At 63.3% G+C, this 20611-nt stretch carries 19 protein-coding genes; 15 read left to right on the forward strand and 4 right to left on the reverse strand.

Going from position 1 to position 20611, the window contains the following annotated elements; all coding sequences use genetic code 11:
- Positions 1 to 148: 148 nt before the first annotated feature.
- From GC119_RS06110 to GC119_RS06130, 5 genes are read left to right on the forward strand one after another with little or no spacing between them, the layout of a single operon-like run.
- Complete coding sequence (locus GC119_RS06110) at positions 149 to 346, forward strand: hypothetical protein (protein WP_151952741.1); 198 nt, start codon at positions 149 to 151, stop codon at positions 344 to 346.
- Between the two features lie 33 nt (positions 347 to 379).
- Complete coding sequence (pyrE, locus tag GC119_RS06115; RefSeq protein ID WP_083304189.1) at positions 380 to 970, forward strand: orotate phosphoribosyltransferase; 591 nt, start codon at positions 380 to 382, stop codon at positions 968 to 970.
- Between the two features lie 38 nt (positions 971 to 1008).
- Positions 1009 to 1728: an ABC transporter ATP-binding protein gene (locus GC119_RS06120; protein WP_070575169.1), complete on the forward strand. Its 720-nt coding sequence runs from the start codon at positions 1009 to 1011 to the stop codon at positions 1726 to 1728.
- On the forward strand, positions 1728 to 3260 hold the full coding sequence (locus GC119_RS06125; RefSeq protein WP_151952742.1) for an ABC transporter permease: 1533 nt from the start codon (positions 1728 to 1730) through the stop codon (positions 3258 to 3260). Before GC119_RS06120 ends, GC119_RS06125 begins: the two co-directional genes overlap by 1 nt.
- Positions 3261 to 3288: 28 nt before the next feature.
- The gene (locus tag GC119_RS06130) at positions 3289 to 3939 is read left to right on the forward strand and encodes a TrmH family RNA methyltransferase (RefSeq protein WP_070575381.1); all 651 of its coding nucleotides are present in this window, start codon (positions 3289 to 3291) and stop codon (positions 3937 to 3939) included.
- A 143-nt stretch (positions 3940 to 4082) separates the two neighbouring features.
- Here GC119_RS06130 and GC119_RS06135 read toward each other — a convergent pair whose 3' ends face one another.
- The 3 genes from GC119_RS06135 to GC119_RS06145 form a co-directional block, all read right to left on the reverse strand.
- Positions 4083 to 5225, reverse strand: coding sequence for an acyl-CoA dehydrogenase family protein (locus GC119_RS06135; protein WP_070575163.1), 1143 nt, complete (start codon positions 5223 to 5225; stop codon positions 4083 to 4085).
- A gap of 27 nt (positions 5226 to 5252) precedes the next feature.
- Positions 5253 to 6446 (reverse strand): acyl-CoA dehydrogenase family protein, encoded by a 1194-nt coding sequence (locus GC119_RS06140; protein ID WP_070575161.1) that lies wholly within the window; start codon positions 6444 to 6446, stop codon positions 5253 to 5255.
- A gap of 208 nt (positions 6447 to 6654) precedes the next feature.
- The gene (locus GC119_RS06145; protein ID WP_226829316.1) at positions 6655 to 8094 is read right to left on the reverse strand and encodes an MFS transporter; all 1440 of its coding nucleotides are present in this window, start codon (positions 8092 to 8094) and stop codon (positions 6655 to 6657) included.
- 76 nt (positions 8095 to 8170) lie between these two features.
- Between GC119_RS06145 and fbaA the strand changes: the two genes are divergently transcribed.
- The 5 genes from fbaA to GC119_RS06170 all read left to right on the forward strand — a co-directional run bounded on the left by fbaA (position 8171) and on the right by GC119_RS06170 (position 15044).
- Positions 8171 to 9193 carry a class II fructose-bisphosphate aldolase gene (gene fbaA, locus GC119_RS06150; RefSeq protein ID WP_070575157.1) on the forward strand — a complete coding sequence of 341 codons (1023 nt, stop codon included), beginning with the start codon at positions 8171 to 8173 and terminating at the stop codon, positions 9191 to 9193.
- Positions 9194 to 9397: 204 nt separating this feature from the next.
- Entirely contained in the window at positions 9398 to 11032 is a 1635-nt protein-coding gene (locus tag GC119_RS06155; protein ID WP_070777516.1) for an ABC transporter substrate-binding protein, read from the forward strand.
- Positions 11033 to 11177: 145 nt separating this feature from the next.
- The gene (locus tag GC119_RS06160; protein WP_070575151.1) at positions 11178 to 12278 is read left to right on the forward strand and encodes an ABC transporter permease; all 1101 of its coding nucleotides are present in this window, start codon (positions 11178 to 11180) and stop codon (positions 12276 to 12278) included.
- Positions 12278 to 13306 (forward strand): ABC transporter permease, encoded by a 1029-nt coding sequence (locus GC119_RS06165; RefSeq protein WP_151952743.1) that lies wholly within the window; start codon positions 12278 to 12280, stop codon positions 13304 to 13306. Before GC119_RS06160 ends, GC119_RS06165 begins: the two co-directional genes overlap by 1 nt.
- Positions 13299 to 15044, forward strand: a complete 1746-nt coding sequence (locus GC119_RS06170) for a dipeptide ABC transporter ATP-binding protein (RefSeq protein ID WP_151952744.1) — start codon at positions 13299 to 13301, stop codon at positions 15042 to 15044. Before GC119_RS06165 ends, GC119_RS06170 begins: the two co-directional genes overlap by 8 nt.
- A gap of 126 nt (positions 15045 to 15170) precedes the next feature.
- Here the strand turns inward: GC119_RS06170 and GC119_RS06175 are convergent, their stop codons facing one another.
- Positions 15171 to 15587 carry an acyl-CoA thioesterase gene (locus tag GC119_RS06175; RefSeq protein WP_151952745.1) on the reverse strand — a complete coding sequence of 139 codons (417 nt, stop codon included), beginning with the start codon at positions 15585 to 15587 and terminating at the stop codon, positions 15171 to 15173.
- Positions 15588 to 15688: 101 nt separating this feature from the next.
- On the opposite strand from GC119_RS06175, the gene GC119_RS06180 reads away from it, so the two are divergent.
- The 5 genes from GC119_RS06180 (at position 15689) to GC119_RS06200 (ending at position 20608) form a co-directional block, all read left to right on the forward strand.
- Positions 15689 to 16954 carry an FAD-dependent oxidoreductase gene (locus tag GC119_RS06180; RefSeq protein ID WP_193215636.1) on the forward strand — a complete coding sequence of 422 codons (1266 nt, stop codon included), beginning with the start codon at positions 15689 to 15691 and terminating at the stop codon, positions 16952 to 16954.
- A gap of 79 nt (positions 16955 to 17033) precedes the next feature.
- A complete protein-coding gene (locus tag GC119_RS06185; RefSeq protein ID WP_070575141.1) occupies positions 17034 to 17882 on the forward strand; it encodes an ABC transporter permease in 849 nt (282 codons plus the stop codon).
- A complete protein-coding gene (locus tag GC119_RS06190; RefSeq protein WP_070575139.1) occupies positions 17866 to 18633 on the forward strand; it encodes an ABC transporter ATP-binding protein in 768 nt (255 codons plus the stop codon). The genes GC119_RS06185 and GC119_RS06190 overlap by 17 nt, the downstream gene beginning before the upstream one ends.
- Before the next feature lie 5 nt (positions 18634 to 18638).
- Positions 18639 to 19745, forward strand: a complete 1107-nt coding sequence (locus GC119_RS06195; protein ID WP_151952747.1) for a glycosyltransferase family 2 protein — start codon at positions 18639 to 18641, stop codon at positions 19743 to 19745.
- Positions 19745 to 20608, forward strand: coding sequence for a hypothetical protein (locus GC119_RS06200; RefSeq protein ID WP_151952748.1), 864 nt, complete (start codon positions 19745 to 19747; stop codon positions 20606 to 20608). Before GC119_RS06195 ends, GC119_RS06200 begins: the two co-directional genes overlap by 1 nt.
- Positions 20609 to 20611 lie beyond the last annotated feature (3 nt).

Below are 20611 nucleotides of genomic sequence, written 5' to 3' on the forward strand. Positions count from 1 at the left end.
AGAAAAACCACCCGTTAGCCGCAAGAAAACTCCCGTTAGCCACAGATCCACGCCTTAGCAACCACTGCTGGCGGGAGTTTTTGCTGCTGAAGGGTGGGTAGAGGCTCGTCAGGTGGATACAGTGCTTTTGGGCTGGAAAGGAGACCGTATGAGCGAGTACGGACTGAAGAGGCATTTCACCGGGGAATGCGCACGTGAGATTGTTTCGAAGCGGCACTCCTTCAAGGTAGTGAAGACCAAAACCTATTACCCGGGTGAGCAGGGGCTGGTGGTTCAGGCGAACGGCGCACCTGCGGACATGATGCCGTTCGTTCTTCACGCCGGTGAAGCTGCCGGTGACCAGTAGCGCCGTTCTGCGTTCAGCCGGCTCGCGAATACAATGGCGGCCATGACCGACACACGTTCGCACGATCCCGCGCAGACGCGCGAGGAGCTGCTGAGGCTCATCGACTCACTTGCAGTCAAACGCGGCAGCTTCACCCTGTCTTCGGGAAAGCAGGCCGACTACTATCTGGACCTGCGGTTGGTGACTCTCGATCACCGGTCCGCACCACTCGTGGGCGACATCGTCCTTGACGTCCTCGAAGCCGAAGGCCTGCTGAGCGAGGTCGACGCCGTCGGCGGGCTGACAATGGGCGCCGACCCGGTGGGAACCGCCACCATGCACGCCTCGGTTCGCCGCGGCACCCCGCTGGATACTTTCGTGGTGCGCAAGCAGGCAAAAGAACACGGAATGGGCAAGCGCGTCGAAGGACCGGACGTGCGCGGCCGTCGCGTCGTTGCCGTAGAAGACACATCGACAACCGGCGGATCGGTCCTCACCGCTGTGGAAGCCCTGCGCGAAGCCGGTGCGGAGGTCGTCGCCGTCGTCGTGGTCATGGACCGCAACACCGGGGCGCGCGAACGCGTCGAAGCAGAAGGCCTGCGCTATCTGACAGCATTGACCACCGCGGACCTCGGTCTGGACTGAAGTCACGCGGCGAAAGTCCGCAAAGGAAAGGACACCCTGTGCTCGAACTGTCGTCCATCACTGTGAAGTCGCAGCGCAGACTGTGGCTCGACGACGTATCCGTCAAAGCCGTTCCGGGTCGAATCCTCGGTGTTGTGGGCCCCAAGGGCGCTGGCAAGACCGAGTTCGCTCGCGCCATCATGGGCGTTATCGAACCCGAAAGCGGCACCGTGAAGCTCGAAGACAACGAGCTCGTCGGCGGCGACCGCCAGAACTTCGGCTACCTGCCTGCCGAACGCGGCGGCTTCCCCTCTATGAAAGTCATGGAGCAGATCGTCTACATGGCCCGCCTGCACGGCATGACGCTCGGCGCGGCTGAGCGCAACGCCGTCACCCTGCTGGCGCGGCTCGAACTGTCCGACCGCGCCTATGTTCCACTGTCCCAGCTGTCGGGCACAGAGCAGGCTCGCGTGCACATCGCCGCGATGCTTGCCGCTGACCCCGATGTCGTCGTCATCGACGAAATCGGTGAGGGCCTCGACATGGCATCTGCCAAGCTCGTCTTCGGTCTGCTGTCCGACCACGCGGATGCCGGTGTGCCCATCATCGTCACGTCTGAGGACTGGGATCTCATCGAGCAGTACGCCGACGACATCCTGGTGCTCGGCCACGGCAGTGTCATCGCCCACGGAACAGCCGAACAGCTGCGAAAGGGCCGCGCAGCCACAACCGCCGCTCAGCCCGCCAGCCTGCGGGAGATCTTCAAGGAGGACGTCTGATGGCAAACAAGGATCGCAGTGAGGATCACGACAACATCAGCACCACCTCGTATACGGACTTAAGCGGGGGAGGGCGGGCTCCCGACCCGCACAGCCTCGGTGACGAGCCCATGGGGAAGCTCGCCGAGGTGCCCGATGAGCTGCGCGAGGACACGGGTGACGAAACCAAGACGGGGCTCGTGTCAGAATTCCGCGACCTCACCGGCGGGCAGGCGACTTATCTGGTGGCCAATCGCGAAACCTCTCAGGCGCTGCGCAGCCCGCTGTTCGCTGCGACTGCGCTCATGCTTGTGATCGGTGTGCTGGCAGCGCTCATCATCGGCTTTTCGCGGACCGGCGTATCGGCCGGCAGCAGCGAAACCGTCGCCATGATGGTGCCCGAAGAGCAGAAAGCCCAGGTCGAACAGCAGCTTCCGCAGGTCGAACAGCAGCTGGGTATGGCAGTCACGATCGTCACGAGCATCGAAGAGGGCCAGGACGCTGTCAAGAGCGGCAAGGTCGACGCCTTCCTCCTGCAGGACCCCACCGGTCAGGGCAACGACCAGCTGATCGCCAAGAACCGCATTCCGCAGGCGGTTCTCGACAAACTCGTCAACACGCCTGAAATCACCTACGTCGACGGCGGGCCCATTGACCCCGCGACCGGTGAAGTCGTGGCCTGGACAATGGCTGCACTGACTCTCCTGGCCGGGCTGAGCTTGGGCTCGCTGGTCTACCGGGGAGTGCGCGAAGAGCGCCGCACCCGCACCAGCGAAATCATCGTCTCCGCAATTCCGCCGCGTGCAGCACTGTGGGGCCGCATTTGGGGTCTGACGCAGTTGGCTCTGCTTCTGCTGGCCATCACGGCAGTCGTCGGCCTGCTGGGCATGTCCATCATCGGCCTGGCTGGTGAGGTCTACGCGGCGCTGCCTGCGCTCGGCTGGTTTGTGCTCAGCTACGCGTTCTACTCGATTGCGGTGATCGCGCTCTTCGCCATCATCGCAATGGGTGCCACACAGCGCGGCCGCCGGATCGCAGCGGGCGCCGCAGGTGTTGTCATTGTCGTCATGGCGTTTCTGCCGATGCTGCCGTTCATGGCCGACGCTGCGCCCCAGGTGGCCGCGTGGCTGCCGTTTGCCGAACCGACCGGCGTGGGTGCGCTGTACCTGCTCACAGCCGCCCCGTGGTGGTATGGCCTCGTGTCTGCCGCTTCGGCAGCTGTGCTCGCGCTTGTCCTCGTCATGCTTGCAGTGTCGCGCTACACCTCGACGGTGCTTTCGGGCGCGGGCATCGCCGGTCGTCCCGCAGTCGCAAAGGCAAAGCTCAAGCGCCAGCCGAAGGGCAAGGCCGCCAAGGCTGAGGAAGCTGCGAAGCCTGCAGACACAGACGAGGCCGAGGAAGCTGACGAAGCTGAGGGCGCAGAAAAGCCTGCCAAGGTCGACAAGAGCAGTGCGGCAAAGGCTGGCGGTAAGGCATCCAAGGGCGAGAGTGACAAGGCCGACTCCAAGAAGCCCAAGAAGAAGGCCTGCGAGCCCGTGAACGAGGATGACTGAGCCGACCCCGCCCGCTGCAGACTCTGCAATGCCAGCAGAGTCTGCAGAACCGGCGGGGGCTGCCGCGCCCTCCCACGGGGTTGGCCCGTGGGAGGGCGAGTGGCCCCGGGATGAGCGCTACGATCCCGAACTGCTGCGCGATGGTGACCGCCGCAATGTCGTCGACGGCTATCGGTACTGGACGATGGAGGCGATCATCGCCGACCTCGACCAGCGCCGCCACGGCTTCCACGTGGCCATTGAGAACTGGCAGCACGACCTCAACATCGGCTCGGTTGTGCGCACCGCAAATGCCTTCAATGCCGCTGCTGTGCACATTGTCGGCAAAAAGCGCTGGAACCGCCGAGGCGCCATGGTCACCGACCGCTACCAGCACGTTCTGCACCACCCCAGTGCAGATGATCTGGCCGCGTGGTGTGCTGAGCGAAGTCTGCCGCTGATCGGCATTGACAATTTCCCCGATTCCACGCCGCTGGAAAGCTGCGACCTTCCGCGCGACTGCGTTTTCCTGTTCGGCCAGGAGTCGATCGGTCTGACGGACAGCGCGCACAAAGCGTGCGAAGCCGTACTGTCGATCCAGCAGTACGGCTCAACCCGCTCCATGAACGCGGCAGCCGCGGCGGCAATCGCCATGCACGCCTGGATCCGCAGGTGGGAATTCGGCCAGACCGTCAGCTGAGAGCCATACGTCCAGCTGGTTTCAGACGCCCCCGCTCGCGGGTGACAGAAGATGACAAAAGCACGAGGTGCCGCTCACCATTTTGGTGAGCGGCACCTCGTGCTTTGTGTTGCGTGAGCCGGTGCTCGGCTCAGCCGCACGTATCAGAGATCAGCTGCGTAGGGTTCGAGCAGACCGCCGGCTTCGCCGAGTTCGACCAGGGCCTGGTCGGGAGCTGCGAAGGTGCGGGGGATGACGGTCAGGCGCTTGGCGTAGTGGCCGATGGGGTATTCCATCGTCATGCCGATGCCGCCGTGCATCTGAATGGACTCTTCGAAGATGTGCTTTGCCGACTGGTCGATGATGACTTTGGCGGCCAGCACGTCCGCGTGGCGGGTCTTCGAGTCTCCTTCGGTGTCAGCCTCAATTGCGAGCTTGGAGTACAGCGCCATCGACTTGGCTTCTTCGAGCTTTGCGTAGGCGTCTGCTGCGCGGTGCTGCAGAGCCTGGAAGACGCCGATCGGCACGCCGAACTGTTCGCGGGTTTTGAGGTATTCGGCCGTCATGAACAGGGCGGCTTCCATTGCGCCGACGGCTTCAGCGGCCAGGGCCGCCTGAGCGGTGTCGAGGACGCGTTCGACGGCCGCCGTCGGGTCGCCGGCCTCTAGACGCTGGGCCGGTGCGCCGTCGAACAGGACGGATGCGCTGCGCAGACCGTCGGCCTGGGTGCGCGGGTCGACGGTCACACCGTCGGCGTCGGCCTTGACGAGGAACAGTCCGAGTTCACCGTCGACCTTTGCTGTGACGACGAAGGTGTCGGCTGCATCGCCGCCGATGACCTGTGCCTTTTCACCCGAAACGGTGTAGCCGTCACCGGAGGCCTGCGCCGTGGTGGTCGGGTTGAGGAAGTCATAGCGGCCAGCCGGTTCCTGAGCGGCAAAGGCCAGTTTGAGTTCGCCTGCGGCAACCGCGGGCAGCAGTTCAGACTTCTGCTCTTCGCTGCCGGCGGCCTGGATGAGGCCTGCGCCCAGGATGACTGTAGGCAGGTACGGTTCGAGCACGAGTGCGCGGCCGAATGCCTCCATGACGACGGCGACTTCGGCAAATCCCATGCCAGCGCCGCCGTATTCTTCTTCAATCGGCAGGGACATGAGCCCCAGCTGTGCGAACTGGTCCCACATCTGCTGGCTCCAGCCGGCCTCCGAGCGCAGAATCTCTTCGCGCGCTTCGGCGCTGTACTTGTCTTTCAGCAGGCGCCCGACGGTCGATTTGAGTTCCTGCTGGATGTCATTGAGTTCAAGATCCATTTTCTATACCTCTCGTTCTTCAGCAGGTCACAGACCCAGGATGGCCTTGGAGATGATGGAGCGCTGGACTTCGGAGGAGCCTCCGTAGATCGTCACCTTGCGCGTGTTGAAGTAGCGCGGCGTGGCTGAGACCGCTGCCTGGGACAGGTTGGTGAAGCCATCGCTGACCTGTGCCGAGTCGACGAAGTCCATGCCCTGGGGGCCGACGACGTCCATGAGCAGTTCGGTGATGTCCTGCTGGAGTTCCGAACCGCGCAGTTTGAGGATCGACGACCGCGGGTCGGGCGCGTCGGAGCCTGCCACCTGGGTGGACAGAACGCGCAGCTGCATCATTTCGAGTGCCTTGAGTTCGGCTTCGATTTTGGCGATCCGGGTGGAGTACTGCGGGTCGTCCAGCAGGGAGCCGCGCTGTGTCTTGGTCGCTGCCGCGTAGGCCTTGGCGCGAGCCAGGTTGACCTTGGATTCGCCGACGCGGGCGATTCCGGTGCGCTCGTTGCCCAGGAGGAACTTGGCGTAGGTCCAGCCCTTGTTCTCTTCGCCGACGAGGTTCTCAGCGGGGACTTCGACGTTTTCGAAGAACACTTCGTTGACTTCCACGCCGCCGTCGATCGTCTGAATGGGGCGGACGGTCAGACCCGGCGAGGTCATGTCGATCAGCAGGAACGAAATGCCCGCCTGCTTCTTGACGTTGGGGTCGGTGCGCACCAGGCAGAAGATCCAGTCGCCGTACTGGCCGAGCGTGGTCCAGGTCTTCTGTCCGTTGACAATGTACTTGTCGCCGTCGCGCACAGCTGAGGTCTTCAGCGATGCGAGGTCAGATCCGGCGTTGGGCTCGGAGAAGCCCTGCGACCACCAGATGTCGAGGTTGGCGGTCGCCGGAAGGAAGCGGTCCTTGATTTCCTTCGAGCCGAAGGTGTCGATCACGGGGCCGACCATGGATGCGTTGAACGGCAGCGGGTGCGGAACGCAGGCCGTCTGCATTTCGTCCAGGTAGATGTGGCGCTGGACAGGCGTCCAGTCGCGGCCGCCGTACTCAAGCGACCAGTTGGGCACGGCCAGGCCGTGTTTGTTGAGGATGCGCTGGGTGGTGACCATGTCGTCTTTGGAGACTTCCTGGCCGATTGCCACGCGGTAGCGGATGTCTTCGGGAATTTCAGTGCGGTAGAAGTTCCGCATCTCTTCTGCGAATTCCAACTCTTCTTTGCTGAAAAGGCTGTCCATCGGTCCTCTTCCCCGATCAGATTTGATCGTTCGTTTGGTTGGTTTGAGCCCATACTATGGCCCGCCCCGCACTTTAGAAAAATCTGTGTCTGTCAGTACCGGGTAAACGCTGTCGGCTGCTTTGGCGAAAGCCCTGCCGGAGGCGCCGGACTTGTCGTGCCGAGGTGCCGGTCCTGTGCTGCCCAGGTGCCGGTCGGGGCTGGACCAGTCATGACTGGGCGGCCTGTTCGGCTCGCCTGTGGCCGGGGCCGGTGCGCGGTACTGCGAGCATGAGCGTGAGTCCCAGAAGCAGAACGACGATGATGCCGGCGGCACCGGCGCGCTCGAAGCCGAAGATGGTGATTGACAGGCTGAACAGCCACGGTCCCAGAAAGCTGATGGCTCGGCCCGTGGTTGCGTACAGGCCGAAGTTCTCGCCTGCCCGCTCCGGGGGAGTGATGCGGGTGAGGAACGAACGACTCGACGCATTGACCGGTCCGACGAACAGACACAGGAAAAGGGCGCACGCCCAGAACACGGTCGCGTTGTCAGACAGCAGGATGGGCACTGCACCAATGCACAGGCAGGAAAGCCCGGTGATGATGACGGCTCTGGGCCCGACCGCATCGTCGAGCGGGCCCGACACCAGGCATCCGATGGCGGCCACGACATTCGCGGCGATTCCCAGGTAGATCACATCGGTTTCCGTGAAGCCGTAGGCGGATGCGGCGAGCACCCCGGCCACCGCGAAGATCGTGGTGAGCCCGTCGCGGAAAACAGCTGAGGCGATGAAGAAGACAAAGGTCTGGCGGTCGTTCTGGAAGAGGTCTTTCAGCCTGCGGAACAGGTCCGCGTAGTCCTGCTTCCAGCTGGTGAACCAGTGTGCGACCCGATTGCCCGACCGGGCGCGGGCAATCGGGGCCTCGGCGCGCGATGCATCGTGCGGGGCCAGGAAGATCAGCGGAACAGCCCACACCGCAAACCACACGGCGGTAGCACCTGCCACCAGTCGGAACCGCCAACCGTCTTCGCTGACGGCGCCGAAGAGCCCCACTTCGGGAAGGATGAAGGCGAACAGCGCAATGAGCAGCATGACCAGACCGCCCAGGTAGCCGAAGCCCCAGCCGATGTTCGACACTTTCCCCACGCTGCCCGGTGCGGCAATCCGTCCCAGCATTGCGTTGTAGCTGACCTGGGCGAGTTCGAAGAAAACGGACGCCGCGGCCAAGAAGACCAGTCCGGGCAAGAAGAACACCGGTTCGCTCTTGATGAACGCCAGCGCAAAAATACAGGCGACGACAATGCCGGTGTAGGTGGTCAGCAGGAGCCTGTGGCGTGATTTCGCATCGGCACGCGCACCGGCGGCGGGTGCGACAACCGCAACAACCAGGCCCGCCAGACCGGAGGCCCAACCGAGGGCGGCGGCGCCCGAAACCGGGTCGTCGGCAACCGCCTTTACGAGGTACGGGGCAAACACAAAGGTCACGATCACGGCCGAATACGCCGAACTGCCCCAGTCCCACAGCGCCCAGGCCGCCGCCTGCAGGAGATTGGTGCGCGCGGGTGCGGCGGGGTCTGCGGGTTCGAGTGAAGGGCCTGCAGGTAACGCGGGCGAGGCGCCGGTGGGCTGGCCGTCGACCGGGCCAGCAGAGTCTGTGCTTGGGCTCATGCTGTTAAGACTACGGTCAAAATCGGGTGCGTAGAATGATTGCGACTGAAGCAATCCCCTAAGCGCAGGAGTGTTCATGGCAATTGCGACCCCTGATCAGTACGCCGAAATGCTCGACCGGGCCAAAGCGAGCGGTTTCGCCTATCCGGCCATCAACGTCACGAGCTCCCAGACCATCAACGCCGCGCTGCGCGGCTTTGCGGAAGCCGAATCCGACGGCATCATCCAGTTCTCCTTCGGCGGTGCTGAGTTCGCCTCGGGTGCAACTGTCAAAGACCGGGTCACCGGTTCGATCGCGCTGGCCGAATACGCTCACACGGTTGCCAAGAACTACGGCGTGACGGTCGCCCTGCACACTGACCACGCGCAGAAGGACAAGGTCGAAGACTGGGTGAAGCCGCTCATCCAGGTATCCCAGGAGCGCGTTGACCGCGGAGAAGACCCGCTCATTCAGTCGCACATGTGGGACGGTTCGGCCATTGAGGTCGGCGAAAACCTCGAAATCGCCGAAGAGCTGCTGGAACTGACCAGCCGGGCCAAGCAGATCCTCGAAATCGAGGTCGGCGCGGTCGGCGGCGAAGAAGACGGTGTGAAGGGCGGCGAAAACGAAAAGCTGTACTCGTCTGTTGAAGACGGGATCGCAATTGTCGAAAAGCTCGGCCTGGGTGAGCGAGGCCGCTACATCACCGCGCTGGTCTTCGGCAATGTCCACGGCGTCTACAAGCCCGAGCACGTCCGCCTGCGCCCTGAGCTGCTGAAGAAAATCCAGGACGAGGTCGGTGCGAAGTACGGCAAGGACAAGCCGTTTGACCTGGTGTTCCACGGCGGTTCCGGTTCCACCGCGCAGGAGATCGCCGACGCGGTGTCCTACGGCGTGGTCAAGATGAACATCGACACCGACACGCAGTACGCGTTCACCCGCCCCGTGGCCGACCACATGTTCGCCAACTACGAAGGCGTTCTCAAGGTCGACGGCGAGGTCGGCAACAAGAAGATGTACGACCCCCGCGCGTGGGGCCGTGCAGCTGAAGCCGGTATGGCCGCCCGCATTGTCGAAGCCTGCCAGCAGCTCGGCTCCGCTGGGACGAAGATGAGCTGAAGGGCTCCCGCCTGAACACAGAACGAGGTGCCGCTTACCGAAAAGGTGAGCGGCACCTCGTTCTTTGGGTTACCTGAGACACACTCAAGGCTCAGACCTTGGTATCCTTAACGCACCCTGAGCGACCTGTGAATATTCAATGAATGCGGTCGCGGCAATGGTCTGGGCCGCCGGTCTGGCGGTTCGCAACGAAAGGATGGCTTCATGGCCGTAAAGAAGCGTGCGGCGGGACTGGCTGCTGCAGCTGCCGCCCTGGCACTGGGACTGAGTGCATGCTCGTCCTCGACCACCGGAGGTTCCGACTCCGGTGAAGGCGGCGCCCTGAGCGTCGGCACGACCGACAAGATCACTGTGCTCGACCCTGCGGGCTCCTATGACAACGGTTCGTTCTTCGTCATGCAGCAGGTGTTCCCGTTCCTCATGGAGTACAAGCCCGGGACCTCGGAAATCCGCGAGGGCATCGCGGAATCTGCTGACTTCGTCAAGCCGGGCGAATACGAAGTCAAGCTCAAGAAGGACCTCAAGTTCGCCAACGGCAATGAACTGACCTCTTCGGACGTCAAGTTCAGCTTTGAGCGCCAGACCAAGATCCAGGACCCCAACGGACCGGCTTCGCTGCTGACCGCAATCGACTCGATTGACACCCCCGACGATCAGACGGTCGTCTTCAAGCTCAACCGCGAAAACGACCAGACCTTCCCGCTGGTGCTTGCAGGCCCGGCCGGACCGGTTGTCGACGAAGACGTCTTCGCCGCCGACGCCATCACGAAGGACGACGAGATCGTCAAGGGCAAGGCCTTTGCCGGCCCGTACGAAATCGACACCTACAAGTTCAACGAACTGGTCACCTACAAGAAGTACGACGGCTACTCCGGCGGCGGCGAGGCCGCCAAGAGCGCCGAAGTGCAGATGAAGTACTACTCCGACGCGAACAACATGAAGCTCGATGTCGAAAAGGGCAGCATCGACGTCGCCTACCGTTCGCTGTCGCCGACCGACATTGAAGACCTCGAAGGCAAGGACAACCTCACCGTCCACAAGGGTCCCGGCGGCGAAATCCGCTACATCGTGTACAACCTCGACACGATGCCCCACGGTGCGAAGTCCGACAACCCGGACGAAAAGAAGGCTCTGGCCGTCCGCCAGGCCATGGCATCGGCCGTTGACCGCGCGGCAATCGCCAAGGACGTCTACAAGGACACCTACCAGCCGCTGTACTCCTACGTGCCCGAAGGCATGAAGGGTGCAAACGAATCACTCAAGGGCCTCTACGGCGACAAGCAGGGCGGCGCGGACACAGACGCCGCCAAGAAGTTCCTCGAAGACGCCGGTGTGGAAACCCCGGTCAACATCAAGCTGCAGTACAACCCGGACCACTACGGGCCGTCTTCCGGTGACGAATACGCCGCTGTGAAGAAGCAGCTGGAAGACACCCAGCTGTTCAAGGTGGACCTCCAGTCGACCGAGTGGGTGCAGTACGCCAAGGACCGCACCAACGACGTCTACCCGATGTACCAGCTGGGCTGGTTCCCGGACTACTCCGACGCTGACAACTACCTGGTTCCGTTCTTCTACAACACCAAGGAAGAACCGGCGTTCCTCGCCAACCACTTCCAGGACGACAGCATCAACAAGAAGCTGCTCGAACAGGTTTCGCAGCCGGACGAAGGCAAGCGCGAAAAGCTCATCGGCGACATCCAGGACGACCTGGCCAAGCAGCTGCCCACGCTGCCGCTGCTGCAGGGCAACCAGATCGCCGTTGCGGACAAGAACGTCAAGGGCATTGACGAAACGCTCGACCCGTCGTTCCAGTTCCGCCTGTCGATGCTGAGCAAGTAATCACTCCCTGTGAGGCCGCCGCTGACACCTGATGGACGCGGCGGCCTCGCCTGATTCTCAGACCTGGGTTCGTCGGCCGCCCGCGTGTGCAAGCGGCGGCCGACGAATTTCGGTCGGCACATCCCCTCTACGTACGGAAGCTCTTATGACAGCCAGTGTCGAAATTCCGGATCTCGCATCCGGTCCGGCCGGACCGGAGAAGAAGAAAACGGCGAAGAGTCGCGGCTCCGGTTTGGGTCGCTATCTGCTGATCCGGTTCCTCCTCATCATTCCGACGGTGTGGATTCTCACCACGCTCGTCTTCTTCCTCATGCGGATCACCGGTGACCCCATCACCGCCAGCCTCGGCGGTCGGCTGACAAAAGAGCAGCTGGCCCAGCGCGTTTCCGAAGCCGGCTACGACCGCCCGCTGCTCATCCAGTACTTCGAGTACATGGGCAATCTGCTGCGCGGTGACTTCGGCACCACGGTGTCGGACAACCGCCCCGTCACGCAGGTTCTCGCGCAGTACGGCACCGCCACTTTGGAGCTTGTGCTGTTTTCGCTGGTTGTCGCATTTCTCGTGGGCATTCCGCTGGGCATGATCGCCGCGAAATACCGTGACCGCACGCCCGACGCGGTGCTTCGGATCTTCGGCATCCTGGCCTACGCCACCCCGGTGTTCTTCATCGGTCTGCTGCTGAAGCTGGTCTTCGGTGTCCTGTGGCCGGTGCTGCCAGTGTCCGGTCGCGCATCCGGCAGCACGGAGGTGCTGCTGGACGGGGTTGTCGCCCCCACCCGCCTGTACCTGATCGACGCGCTGCGGATCGGCGACTTCGCTGCTGTCAGCGATGTTCTGTCCCACGCCGTTCTGCCGGCGATCGCGCTGGGCCTGATCACCGGGGGCACATTCCTGCGCCTGGTGCGCACCAACCTCATCGGCACCCTGGGTGCGCAGTACATTGAATCGGGCCGCTCCCGAGGTGTCAGCGAGTTCCGCCTGACCACTCGCCACGCTTTCCGCCCGGCTCTCATTCCGATCATCACCGTCATGGGCATGCAGATCGCCCTCATGCTGGCCGGCGCTGTGCTGACCGAAACGACCTTCGAATGGAAGGGGCTGGGCTTCCAGCTGTTCCAGTACCTGCAGGCGCGTGACTTCGTTGCCGTGCAGGGCATCGTGGTCATGCTGGCGGTCATCGTCGCGGTCACCAACTTCATTGTCGACATCATCGTCGCCTTCATCGACCCCCGAGTGAGGTACTGATGAGCACCCTCAACACTCCCGAAATCCCACCGGCAGCACCCGCGGCCGCTGATAAGGACTCCTCCGGCAGCTACGCGCAGAAGCCCTGGTGGAAGAAGCTGCCCGTCATCAGCCACGTCCTCCAGTCCTCTGGACTGCAGAGGGGAATGCTGGTGACAGGTCTCATCATCTGCGGCGTCGTGCTCATCTGCGCTGTTTTCGCTCCGCTCATCGCCCCGTACGGCTATGCCGACCTCGGTGATGAAAACGGGCGCTTCGTCCCGCAGCAGGCACCTTCGGCGGAGCACATCTGGGGAACGACCGTCACCGGCTTCGATGTCTTCTCACGCGTCATCTGGGGTGCTCGCACAGCGGTGTTCGTCATCGTCGTAGCAGTCCTCGCCTCCGTGTTCCTCGGCGTGATCCTCGGTCTGCTGTCCGGCTACATCGGCGGATGGCTCGACCGTGTGCTCGTGGTCGTGGCCGATGCGATCTACGCGTTCCCGTCGCTGCTGCTGGCAATCGTCATGACAATCGTCATCTCCGGCGGACAGTCGACCGTCATCGGCGGTGTCCTCGCGGCGGGCATTTCGATCACGGTGGTGTTCGTCCCGCAGTACTTCCGCGTGGTCCGCTCTGAAACAGTGCGGCTGAAGGCCGAACCGTTCGTCGAGTCAGCGCAGGTTCTGGGTGATTCCAACCTGCGGATCATCGCCCGCCACATCTACCCGAATGCCACCCGCAATATTCCGCTGATCTTCACCCTCAACAGCTCCGAGGCGATCCTCACACTCGCCGCGCTGGGCTTCCTGGGCTTCGGCATCGAGCCGACCTCTGCCGCCGAATGGGGCTACGACCTCAACAAGTCGCTCTCGGATGTCACATCGGGCATCTGGTGGACTGCTCTGTTCCCCGGCCTTGCGATCGTGTTCACGGTCATCGGCATCACGCTGGTCGGCGAATCCATGAACGACCTCAACGACCCGCGCCTGCGTCTGCGCAAGAAATCCCGCCGCGGCCGGAAATCAAAGGAGAGCAAGAATGTCTGAACATCTGCTGTCGGTTGAGGACCTCAGCGTCACCTTCACCACCGACGCCGGTGATGTCAACGCCGTCAAGGGCGTGAGCCTCACCGTCGACCCCGGCGAAGTGCTTGCCGTGGTCGGCGAATCCGGCTCCGGCAAAACCGTCACCGCCAAGACCATCCTGCGGCTGCTGCCGGAAACTGCCGTGGCAGAAGGCGCGGTTGTCGTCTCCGGTGAAAACGTCCTGACAATGGCGCCCTCCCAGCTGACCGGCATGCGGGGCCGCAAAGCAGCGATGGTGTTCCAGGAACCGTCCACCGCGCTCAACCCCGTTTTCCCCGTCGGCTGGCAGATCACGGAAGGCCTGCGCGCGCACGACCCCAAGGCGAACAGAAAAGACCTTCGGGCGCGCGCCGTCGAAGCCATGGAGAAGGTCGGCATCCCGCAGGCCGAGGAGCGCTTCGACTACTACCCACACCAGTTCTCGGGCGGACAGAAGCAGCGCATAGTCATCGCCATGGCCCTGGCCCTCGGCGCGGACTTGGTCATTGCCGACGAACCGACAACCGCACTGGATGTCACAGTCCAGTCGGAAATCCTCGACCTCATGCGGTCGCTGAAAGACGACTTCTCCACCGGGATCGTGCTCATCACCCACAACATGGGAGTCGTCGCCGACCTCGCAGACCGGGTTGCCGTCATGTACCGCGGTGAGCTCGTCGAAGTTGCCGAGGTCCGCTCACTGTTCGCAGACCCTCAGCACCCGTACACCAAGTCCCTGCTGGCTGCGGTGCCCAAAATCCGCACGCTTAGGGGTGGCCCGGCCTCCGGGCGCGCTCAGGTGCAGAAAACCCAGGTGGGGCAAGCTCAGGCGCAGGAAGATGCCGAGCCTGCAGGCGCCTCGGCAGGGGAGAAGACCGCTGATCCCTTTGCCGACGCTGAGACCATCGTCAAGGCTCGCGGTCTGGAGATCACCTACCGCGGCGGCTTGGGCAAACCGGACTTCAAGGCCATCACGGGAGTGGACTTCGACATCCGCGAAGGCGAGGTCTACGGCCTGGTGGGCGAATCCGGTTCCGGCAAAACCACCATCGGCCGTGCCATCGCCGGTCTGACCCGTGCCAGCGGAGGTTCCCTGCGGGTTTTCGATCAGGAAATGGTCGGCTTCAAGGAAAAGGAATTCAAGCCGCTGAGGCAGAAGATCGGCTTCGTGTTCCAGGACCCCGCCGCATCCTTCAACCCGCACCTGTCAATCGGGGACTGCATTGCCGAACCCTTCCGGGTACACCGGCAGGGCATGAGCGAACGCGACCGCCGCGCCGAAGTCATCCGCCTGCTCGACGCCGTCCAACTGCCGGCCCACTACGCCGACCGCTATCCGCACGAACTGTCCGGCGGACAGCGTCAGCGCTGCTCGCTGGCCCGCGGTCTGGCCTTGCAGCCCGAACTGGTGGTAGCCGACGAACCCACATCCGCCCTCGACGTATCAGTCCAGGCCAGCGTGCTTGAGCTGTTCACCCAGCTGCAGGATGAATTCGGCTTCGCCGCACTGTTCATCAGCCACGACCTCGCTGTCGTCGACATGCTGTCGGACCGCCTGGGAGTGCTCTTCCACGGAGAGCTGCTCGAAGAAGGCACCGGCGAACAGGTGCTCGGCGCACCACAGCACACGTACACGCAGCGGCTCATCGCATCGCTGCCCGTACCAGACCCCGTGGAACAGGAAACCCGGCGCAAGCTGGCACGTTCCCTGCGGGGCTGAGAACACCGACCACAGCCGAGAACTCAACGAGGTGCCGCTCACCCGGGGAAGGTGAGCGGCACCTCGTTCTTTGGTCTGGGGACAGTACCCGGCGGCCGGATTATGCGGTGCAGCGGGGTGTAGACGTCACATGAAGGTGCGCAGGCGCTCTTTGGCCGCCTCGGGCAGCGGAGCTGAACGGCGGGTGGAGGTGTTCGTCATGACCATGACGGAGGTCGCCTTGGCGCGGACTTCGCCTTCGTTGATGAGCAGCTGCTCTAGGGCGATTGACGAATTGCCGATTTTCGTCAGGCGCGTGCGGATTTCGACTTCGCCGGGCCACAGCACTTCAGCCAGGTAGTCGATCGTGATGGTCGCAAGCACAAAGGCGTCGTCGGCACCGAAGACATCCTCCATGGACTGGATGATCTCCACGCGGCCGCACTCAAAGTAGGTCGCGTAGACGGCGTTGTTGACATGACCCTGCCTGTCGGTGTCGCCGTAGCGGATCTTTTCAATTGCACTCAGCGGGAAATCGCTGGGTTTGGGCTGTTCGTTGGGCATACGGTCAGTCTGCCATGCGGGGTGGGCGCGCGGTGTCCGGGCCTGGCAGAGGTCAAGCGCACCGCCCGGCCGTGGTCTGCTGCCGTGAGTACAGTGGTGGCGTGAAGAAGTCGGACATTGTGATTATCGGCGGCGGTGCTGCCGGCAGCCAGATCGCCCAGGTCTTGTCGCGTGCTGGAAAGACCGCCGTGATTGTTGACCCACGGGACGAACCTGTTGAACTGCCGCCCCTGACCGACGGGCTTTTTGGTGACGAGCTCACCGTCACTCCGCTGCCCGTTCCTCCGGGCACAGCACGCATCACGGCAGAAGCCGTGCGCGTCGAACAGGGTGCCGTGCACCTGGCTGATGGCCGGGTGCTGGAGGCCGAATCGATTGTCATTGCCACCGGACTGAGTCCGCGCCGCTCGCCGATTCCAGGCGGATACACCGTGGGCTCCCTTCCCGAGGCGCAAGCACTCCGTGCTGCAGTGCTTGGCACCGAGTCCGCCAACCCGACCCCAGAAGCCAGCGTCGAAGGCGGTGCCCCAAAGCCCACTGGGTCCCTCCCGCGGCTGGGTGTTCTGGGCTCGGGCTTCTTGGCCCTTGAGATCGCGCGGTCGGCAGCCGACAGGGGCGTGGAGGTGTCGCTGCACTTGCGCGGCGACCTGCCCCTGCCTGGAACCAGCCCGGAACTGGGCCGGGCTGTGCTTGCGCTCAATGAGGCTGCAGGCGTGCGCTGTGTTCCCCACGACCCGAACCCGGATGTCGCATCTGCCGATGTGTGGGCTGCCGCGGTCGGTTCCCGCCCGGTGCTCCCGGAGTGTTCGTGGCCGCTGACGTTCTCCGGTCGCCTGGCCGTGGGCGCTGACCTGCAGGTGGTGCCCGGCGTGTGGGCCGTGGGCGACTGCGCCGAACCAGTCGAGGGCCCGAACGCAGGTTTGGGCGACGGCGGTGCGGAGCCGACAGCGCTTTCCCAAGGGCTGTGGCTGGGCCGGGTACTTGCCGGTGAGGATGTCGATGCCAGGTGGCACGAGGTGCCCTCCCGCTGGAGCTTCCAGGGCACCACCCGGGTGTTCACGGCAGGGGCCTCATACAGTGCGTGCGACCCCAACCCGGTTGCGCTGGGCGATATCCGCGCAGGTCGCGGACAGCTGCTGTTCTTCAGCGGTCCCGAAGACGACAGCGTCGTGCTGCGGGTGGAGACAATCGGCCTGCCTCCGGCGCACAATGCCGCAAAGCGCCTGCTCGGGCCGGTCCTTGCAGAAGGACTCGACGCGATCGCAGAAGGCCATCAGATGCCGGGTGCGGTGACGAGGAAAGAAGCCGAAGCACCGGACTTCGACATGCGCAGACGCGTGCGCCAGCCCGCGGGGCGAATCGCCTAAAAGCCACATGAGCAAAGTTCATCTGGCCACTCGGTAGAATCTTTGTGTTCATCAACGTCAAAGGAAGAGTCGCGCGTTCATGTCTATGAGTGATTTCGCCGCTGAGCACTCACTCGAGCGGGTGGGCGCCAGGGCGCCGTTCCTCGCCTACCTGCGCGAAGTCTGGCGGCGGCGCGACTTCACAGTGACTCTGGCCCGCTATCGCATGCGCAGCGCCAATGAGCGCAACCGCCTGGGTCAGCTGTGGGTGCTTCTGCGCCCGTCGTTCTCCGCCCTCATCTACGGCCTGGTGTTCGGCTTCATCCTCGCAGGCAGCCGACCGCCGAACTTCGCCCCCTATGTCATCATCGGCGTGTTCATGCTCGAGTTCTACAACTCGTCGATGAACGGCGGAGCGAAGTCGATCATTTCGAACACGGCTCTCGTGCAGTCCCTGCCGTTCCCGCGCATGGTGCTGCCCCTGGCAAAGGTGCTCGAAGAGTTCTTCAACTTCATTCCGACCCTGCTGCTGATGGCAGTGCTCGTGATAATCGGCGGCGATCTGCCGAACCTCCAGTGGCTGCTCATGATCCCGCTGGTGGCTCTGTTTGCGATCCTCAACACCGGGGTGGCGCTCATCTTCGCCCGCCTGACGGTCCACTTTCGCGACTTGAGCCAGTTCACGCCGTTCATTTCGCGCATGATCTTCTACACCTCGGGTGTTTTCTTCAACCCTCTTGCACTTGTTGAAGACAAGCCGGTGCTCAAGGCCATCTTCGACTGGCACCCCCTGTTCGAGGTGCTGTCACTGGGCCGCGGCATCCTCATGGACGCCTATGAAATCCACTGGAACTACTGGTGGCACCTGGCGGTGTGGGCGTTTGGCCTGCTGATCATCGGCACGATCTTCTTCTGGCGAGCAGAGGAGCGCTATGGTCGAGAAAGCTGATATGGAATCCAAGCCCCGCGAAGGCGAACCGGTCGTCGTCGTCGACGACCTTCACATCACGTTCAAAACACTGGCCACGGGCAAGCGGATGACTCCCGGGCAGGCCGGTGGGCTGTTCCAGCGCAAGCGCAGCTATAAGGAAGTCCAAGCTCTCAAAGGCGTGTCCTTTGCGGCCAACGCTAATGAATCAATCGGTGTGATCGGCACGAACGGATCCGGCAAGTCGACCCTCATGCGCGCACTCACCGGTCTCATCCCGCCCACCGAGGGGGCCGTCTACGCGAGGTCCCGACCGAACCTGCTGGGCGTCGGCGCAGCGCTCATCCGCGACCTCTCCGGAGGCCAGAACATCATCCTCGGCGGCCTCGCTATGGGCATGAAGCGCGAAGAGATCGAAGAGAAGTACGACGAAATCGTCGAGTTCACCGGTCTGCAGGAGTTCATTGACATGCCGATGCGCACGTACTCCTCGGGTATGACCGCGCGGCTGAAGTTCGCGATTGCCACGGCAAAGGACTACGAAATCCTCATCGTCGACGAAGCGCTCGCGGTCGGTGACCGCCAGTTCCAGGAGAAGTCGGAAGCCCGCATCCGCGGCATCCGGGAATCGGCCGGTACAGTTTTCCTCGTCTCGCACTCAATGCGGTCGATCCGCGACACGTGCAACAGGACGATTTGGATTGAAAAGGGCGTCCTCATGGCCGACGGCGATACTGATGACGTTGTCAAAGAATACGAAGCACACAGGTGAGCTGCGTGAGCATTGACCTATCCCAGCTGTGGGAACTCGATGAGCGTCCGGGCGTGTCTTTCATCATGCCGGTGCTCAACGAAGAGAAGCGGATTGAACGCGCCGTGCAGACGGTGCTGGACCAGGAGTACCTGGGGCCGAAGGAAATCGTCATCGGCTTGGGGCCGTCGACCGACAGGACGACTGAAATCGCTGAGCGCATGGCCCGCGAAGACGCGCGCGTCACGGTGGTCCACAACCCCGCGGGCGACACCCCTACAAGCCTCAACCTGGCAATTGCCGAAACTCGCTACCCGGTGATCATCCGGGTGGATGCGCACTCCGAACTGCCGCGAAACTACGCGGCACTCGGAGTTGACACGCTGCGCGAAACCGGTGCTGCCAATGTCGGCGGGCTGATGCGCGCGGTGGGGGACACCCCGTTCCAAAAAGCCGTTGCCCGCGCCTACATGTCGCCCATCGGTCTGGGCGGCCCGGCCTATCACTCCGGCGCGCAGGCCGGCCCCAGCGAATCCGCCTACCTGGGCATCTTCCGGCGTGAAGTCTTTGAGCTGCTGGGCGGTTTTGACCCCACCCTGCGCCGCGGCCAGGACTGGGAACTCAACCTGCGCATTCGCGCTGCCGGCGGGCTGGTGTGGTTCAACCCCGAACTCACCGTGACCTACTGGCCGCGCGCTGATATCCGCAGCGTTGCCCAGCAGTTCTATGCGACGGGCAAGTGGCGGGCCGAAATCGTGCGCCGCCACAGCACGCGCAACAGTCTGCGCTATTTCGCCCCACCCGTGCTGGTCGGCGGTCTTGCCGCCGCCGCGGTGGGCACAGCGCTGCAGGCTGCCGGTGCTGCCCGCCGCCTGCCGACACCGGTGCGCTGGGGAATAGGCGCAGCACAGATGGGGGCTGCCACCTATGCCGCCGCTGTTTCGGCACTGGCCGTTTCAGCCCCCGACGCCGACCGCCGGGAAAAAGCAGCCTTTGTCGCGGCTGTGCCGACAATGCACATTGCGTGGGGAACCGGCTTCATCAAAGGCATCGTCACGGGAGCCGACCACGGGGATGCCGACCGCTCCAGAACAGACACAGGCGGCACCCGGGCAGAAGAGCAGGACCGCTGATGGGCAAGAAGTTCGAGTTCGGCAAAAAGCCGGGACAGGGTTTCAATGCGCCGCTCATTGCCGGAGCGCTCGTGCTTGTGGGCATTCTGGTGGCCGTGGCGGTCTTCGTCTTCTCGCCCAAGGACCGGCTGACGATCGACGGCCTCAACACGCCCGCGGTGGCGGCACTCGGCGGCGGTTCGGATTCTCTGCCGGCCAATTCCCGCGAAGCTCTGGAAGAGAACGCCAAGTTCGGATACCTCCCTGCGATCGATCTGGCGAAGACCGCTGACGGTGATTTGGTGCTGGCCAACGCCGACACCGCACAAGCCGACCTCAACCTGTCTCGCCCGCTGGACAAGACCGCGACAGCGAACTTCCTGTCGGCAAAGATTCCGCCGGCCAAGAGCAAAGACGACAGTGAAGAGCAGACGCGCCCAGGCACCCCGATCACATTCGACGACGCCATGAAGCGCTATGGCAAGTACCTGGTGTTCGCGCCTGGCGTCGAATCGCAGGAAGTGCTCACCGACGTCCTGGACATCACCGAAAAGCGCTCAAACCCGGATGCGCTCATTGTGCGTTCGACATCGCTGGAAGTCCTCAGTGCGGCAGAGGAAGCCGGTGCCACCGGTATGTACACAGGTGAGGTCACATCGACCACCGCCGGTGAGCTGCGGGAGGCCGGGATTTCAATGGTCGCGCTCGAAGCAGCCGAGGGCCGTTTGGACACGGACGCCTACGACAGCGCGGGAATTCGCGTGTGGGCTTCCGGCGTTGAATCACAAGACCGGCTCAAAGAGCTTGAAAAGGACGGCGTCTTCGGTGCTCTGACCACTGATCCCTTTGCCGTCCAGCCGCCCGCTGTCAAAAGCAACGAGTGAAGC

Source organism: Brevibacterium sp. Marseille-P9724 (genome assembly GCF_902500275.1).
GTDB lineage: Bacteria > Actinomycetota > Actinomycetes > Actinomycetales > Brevibacteriaceae > Brevibacterium.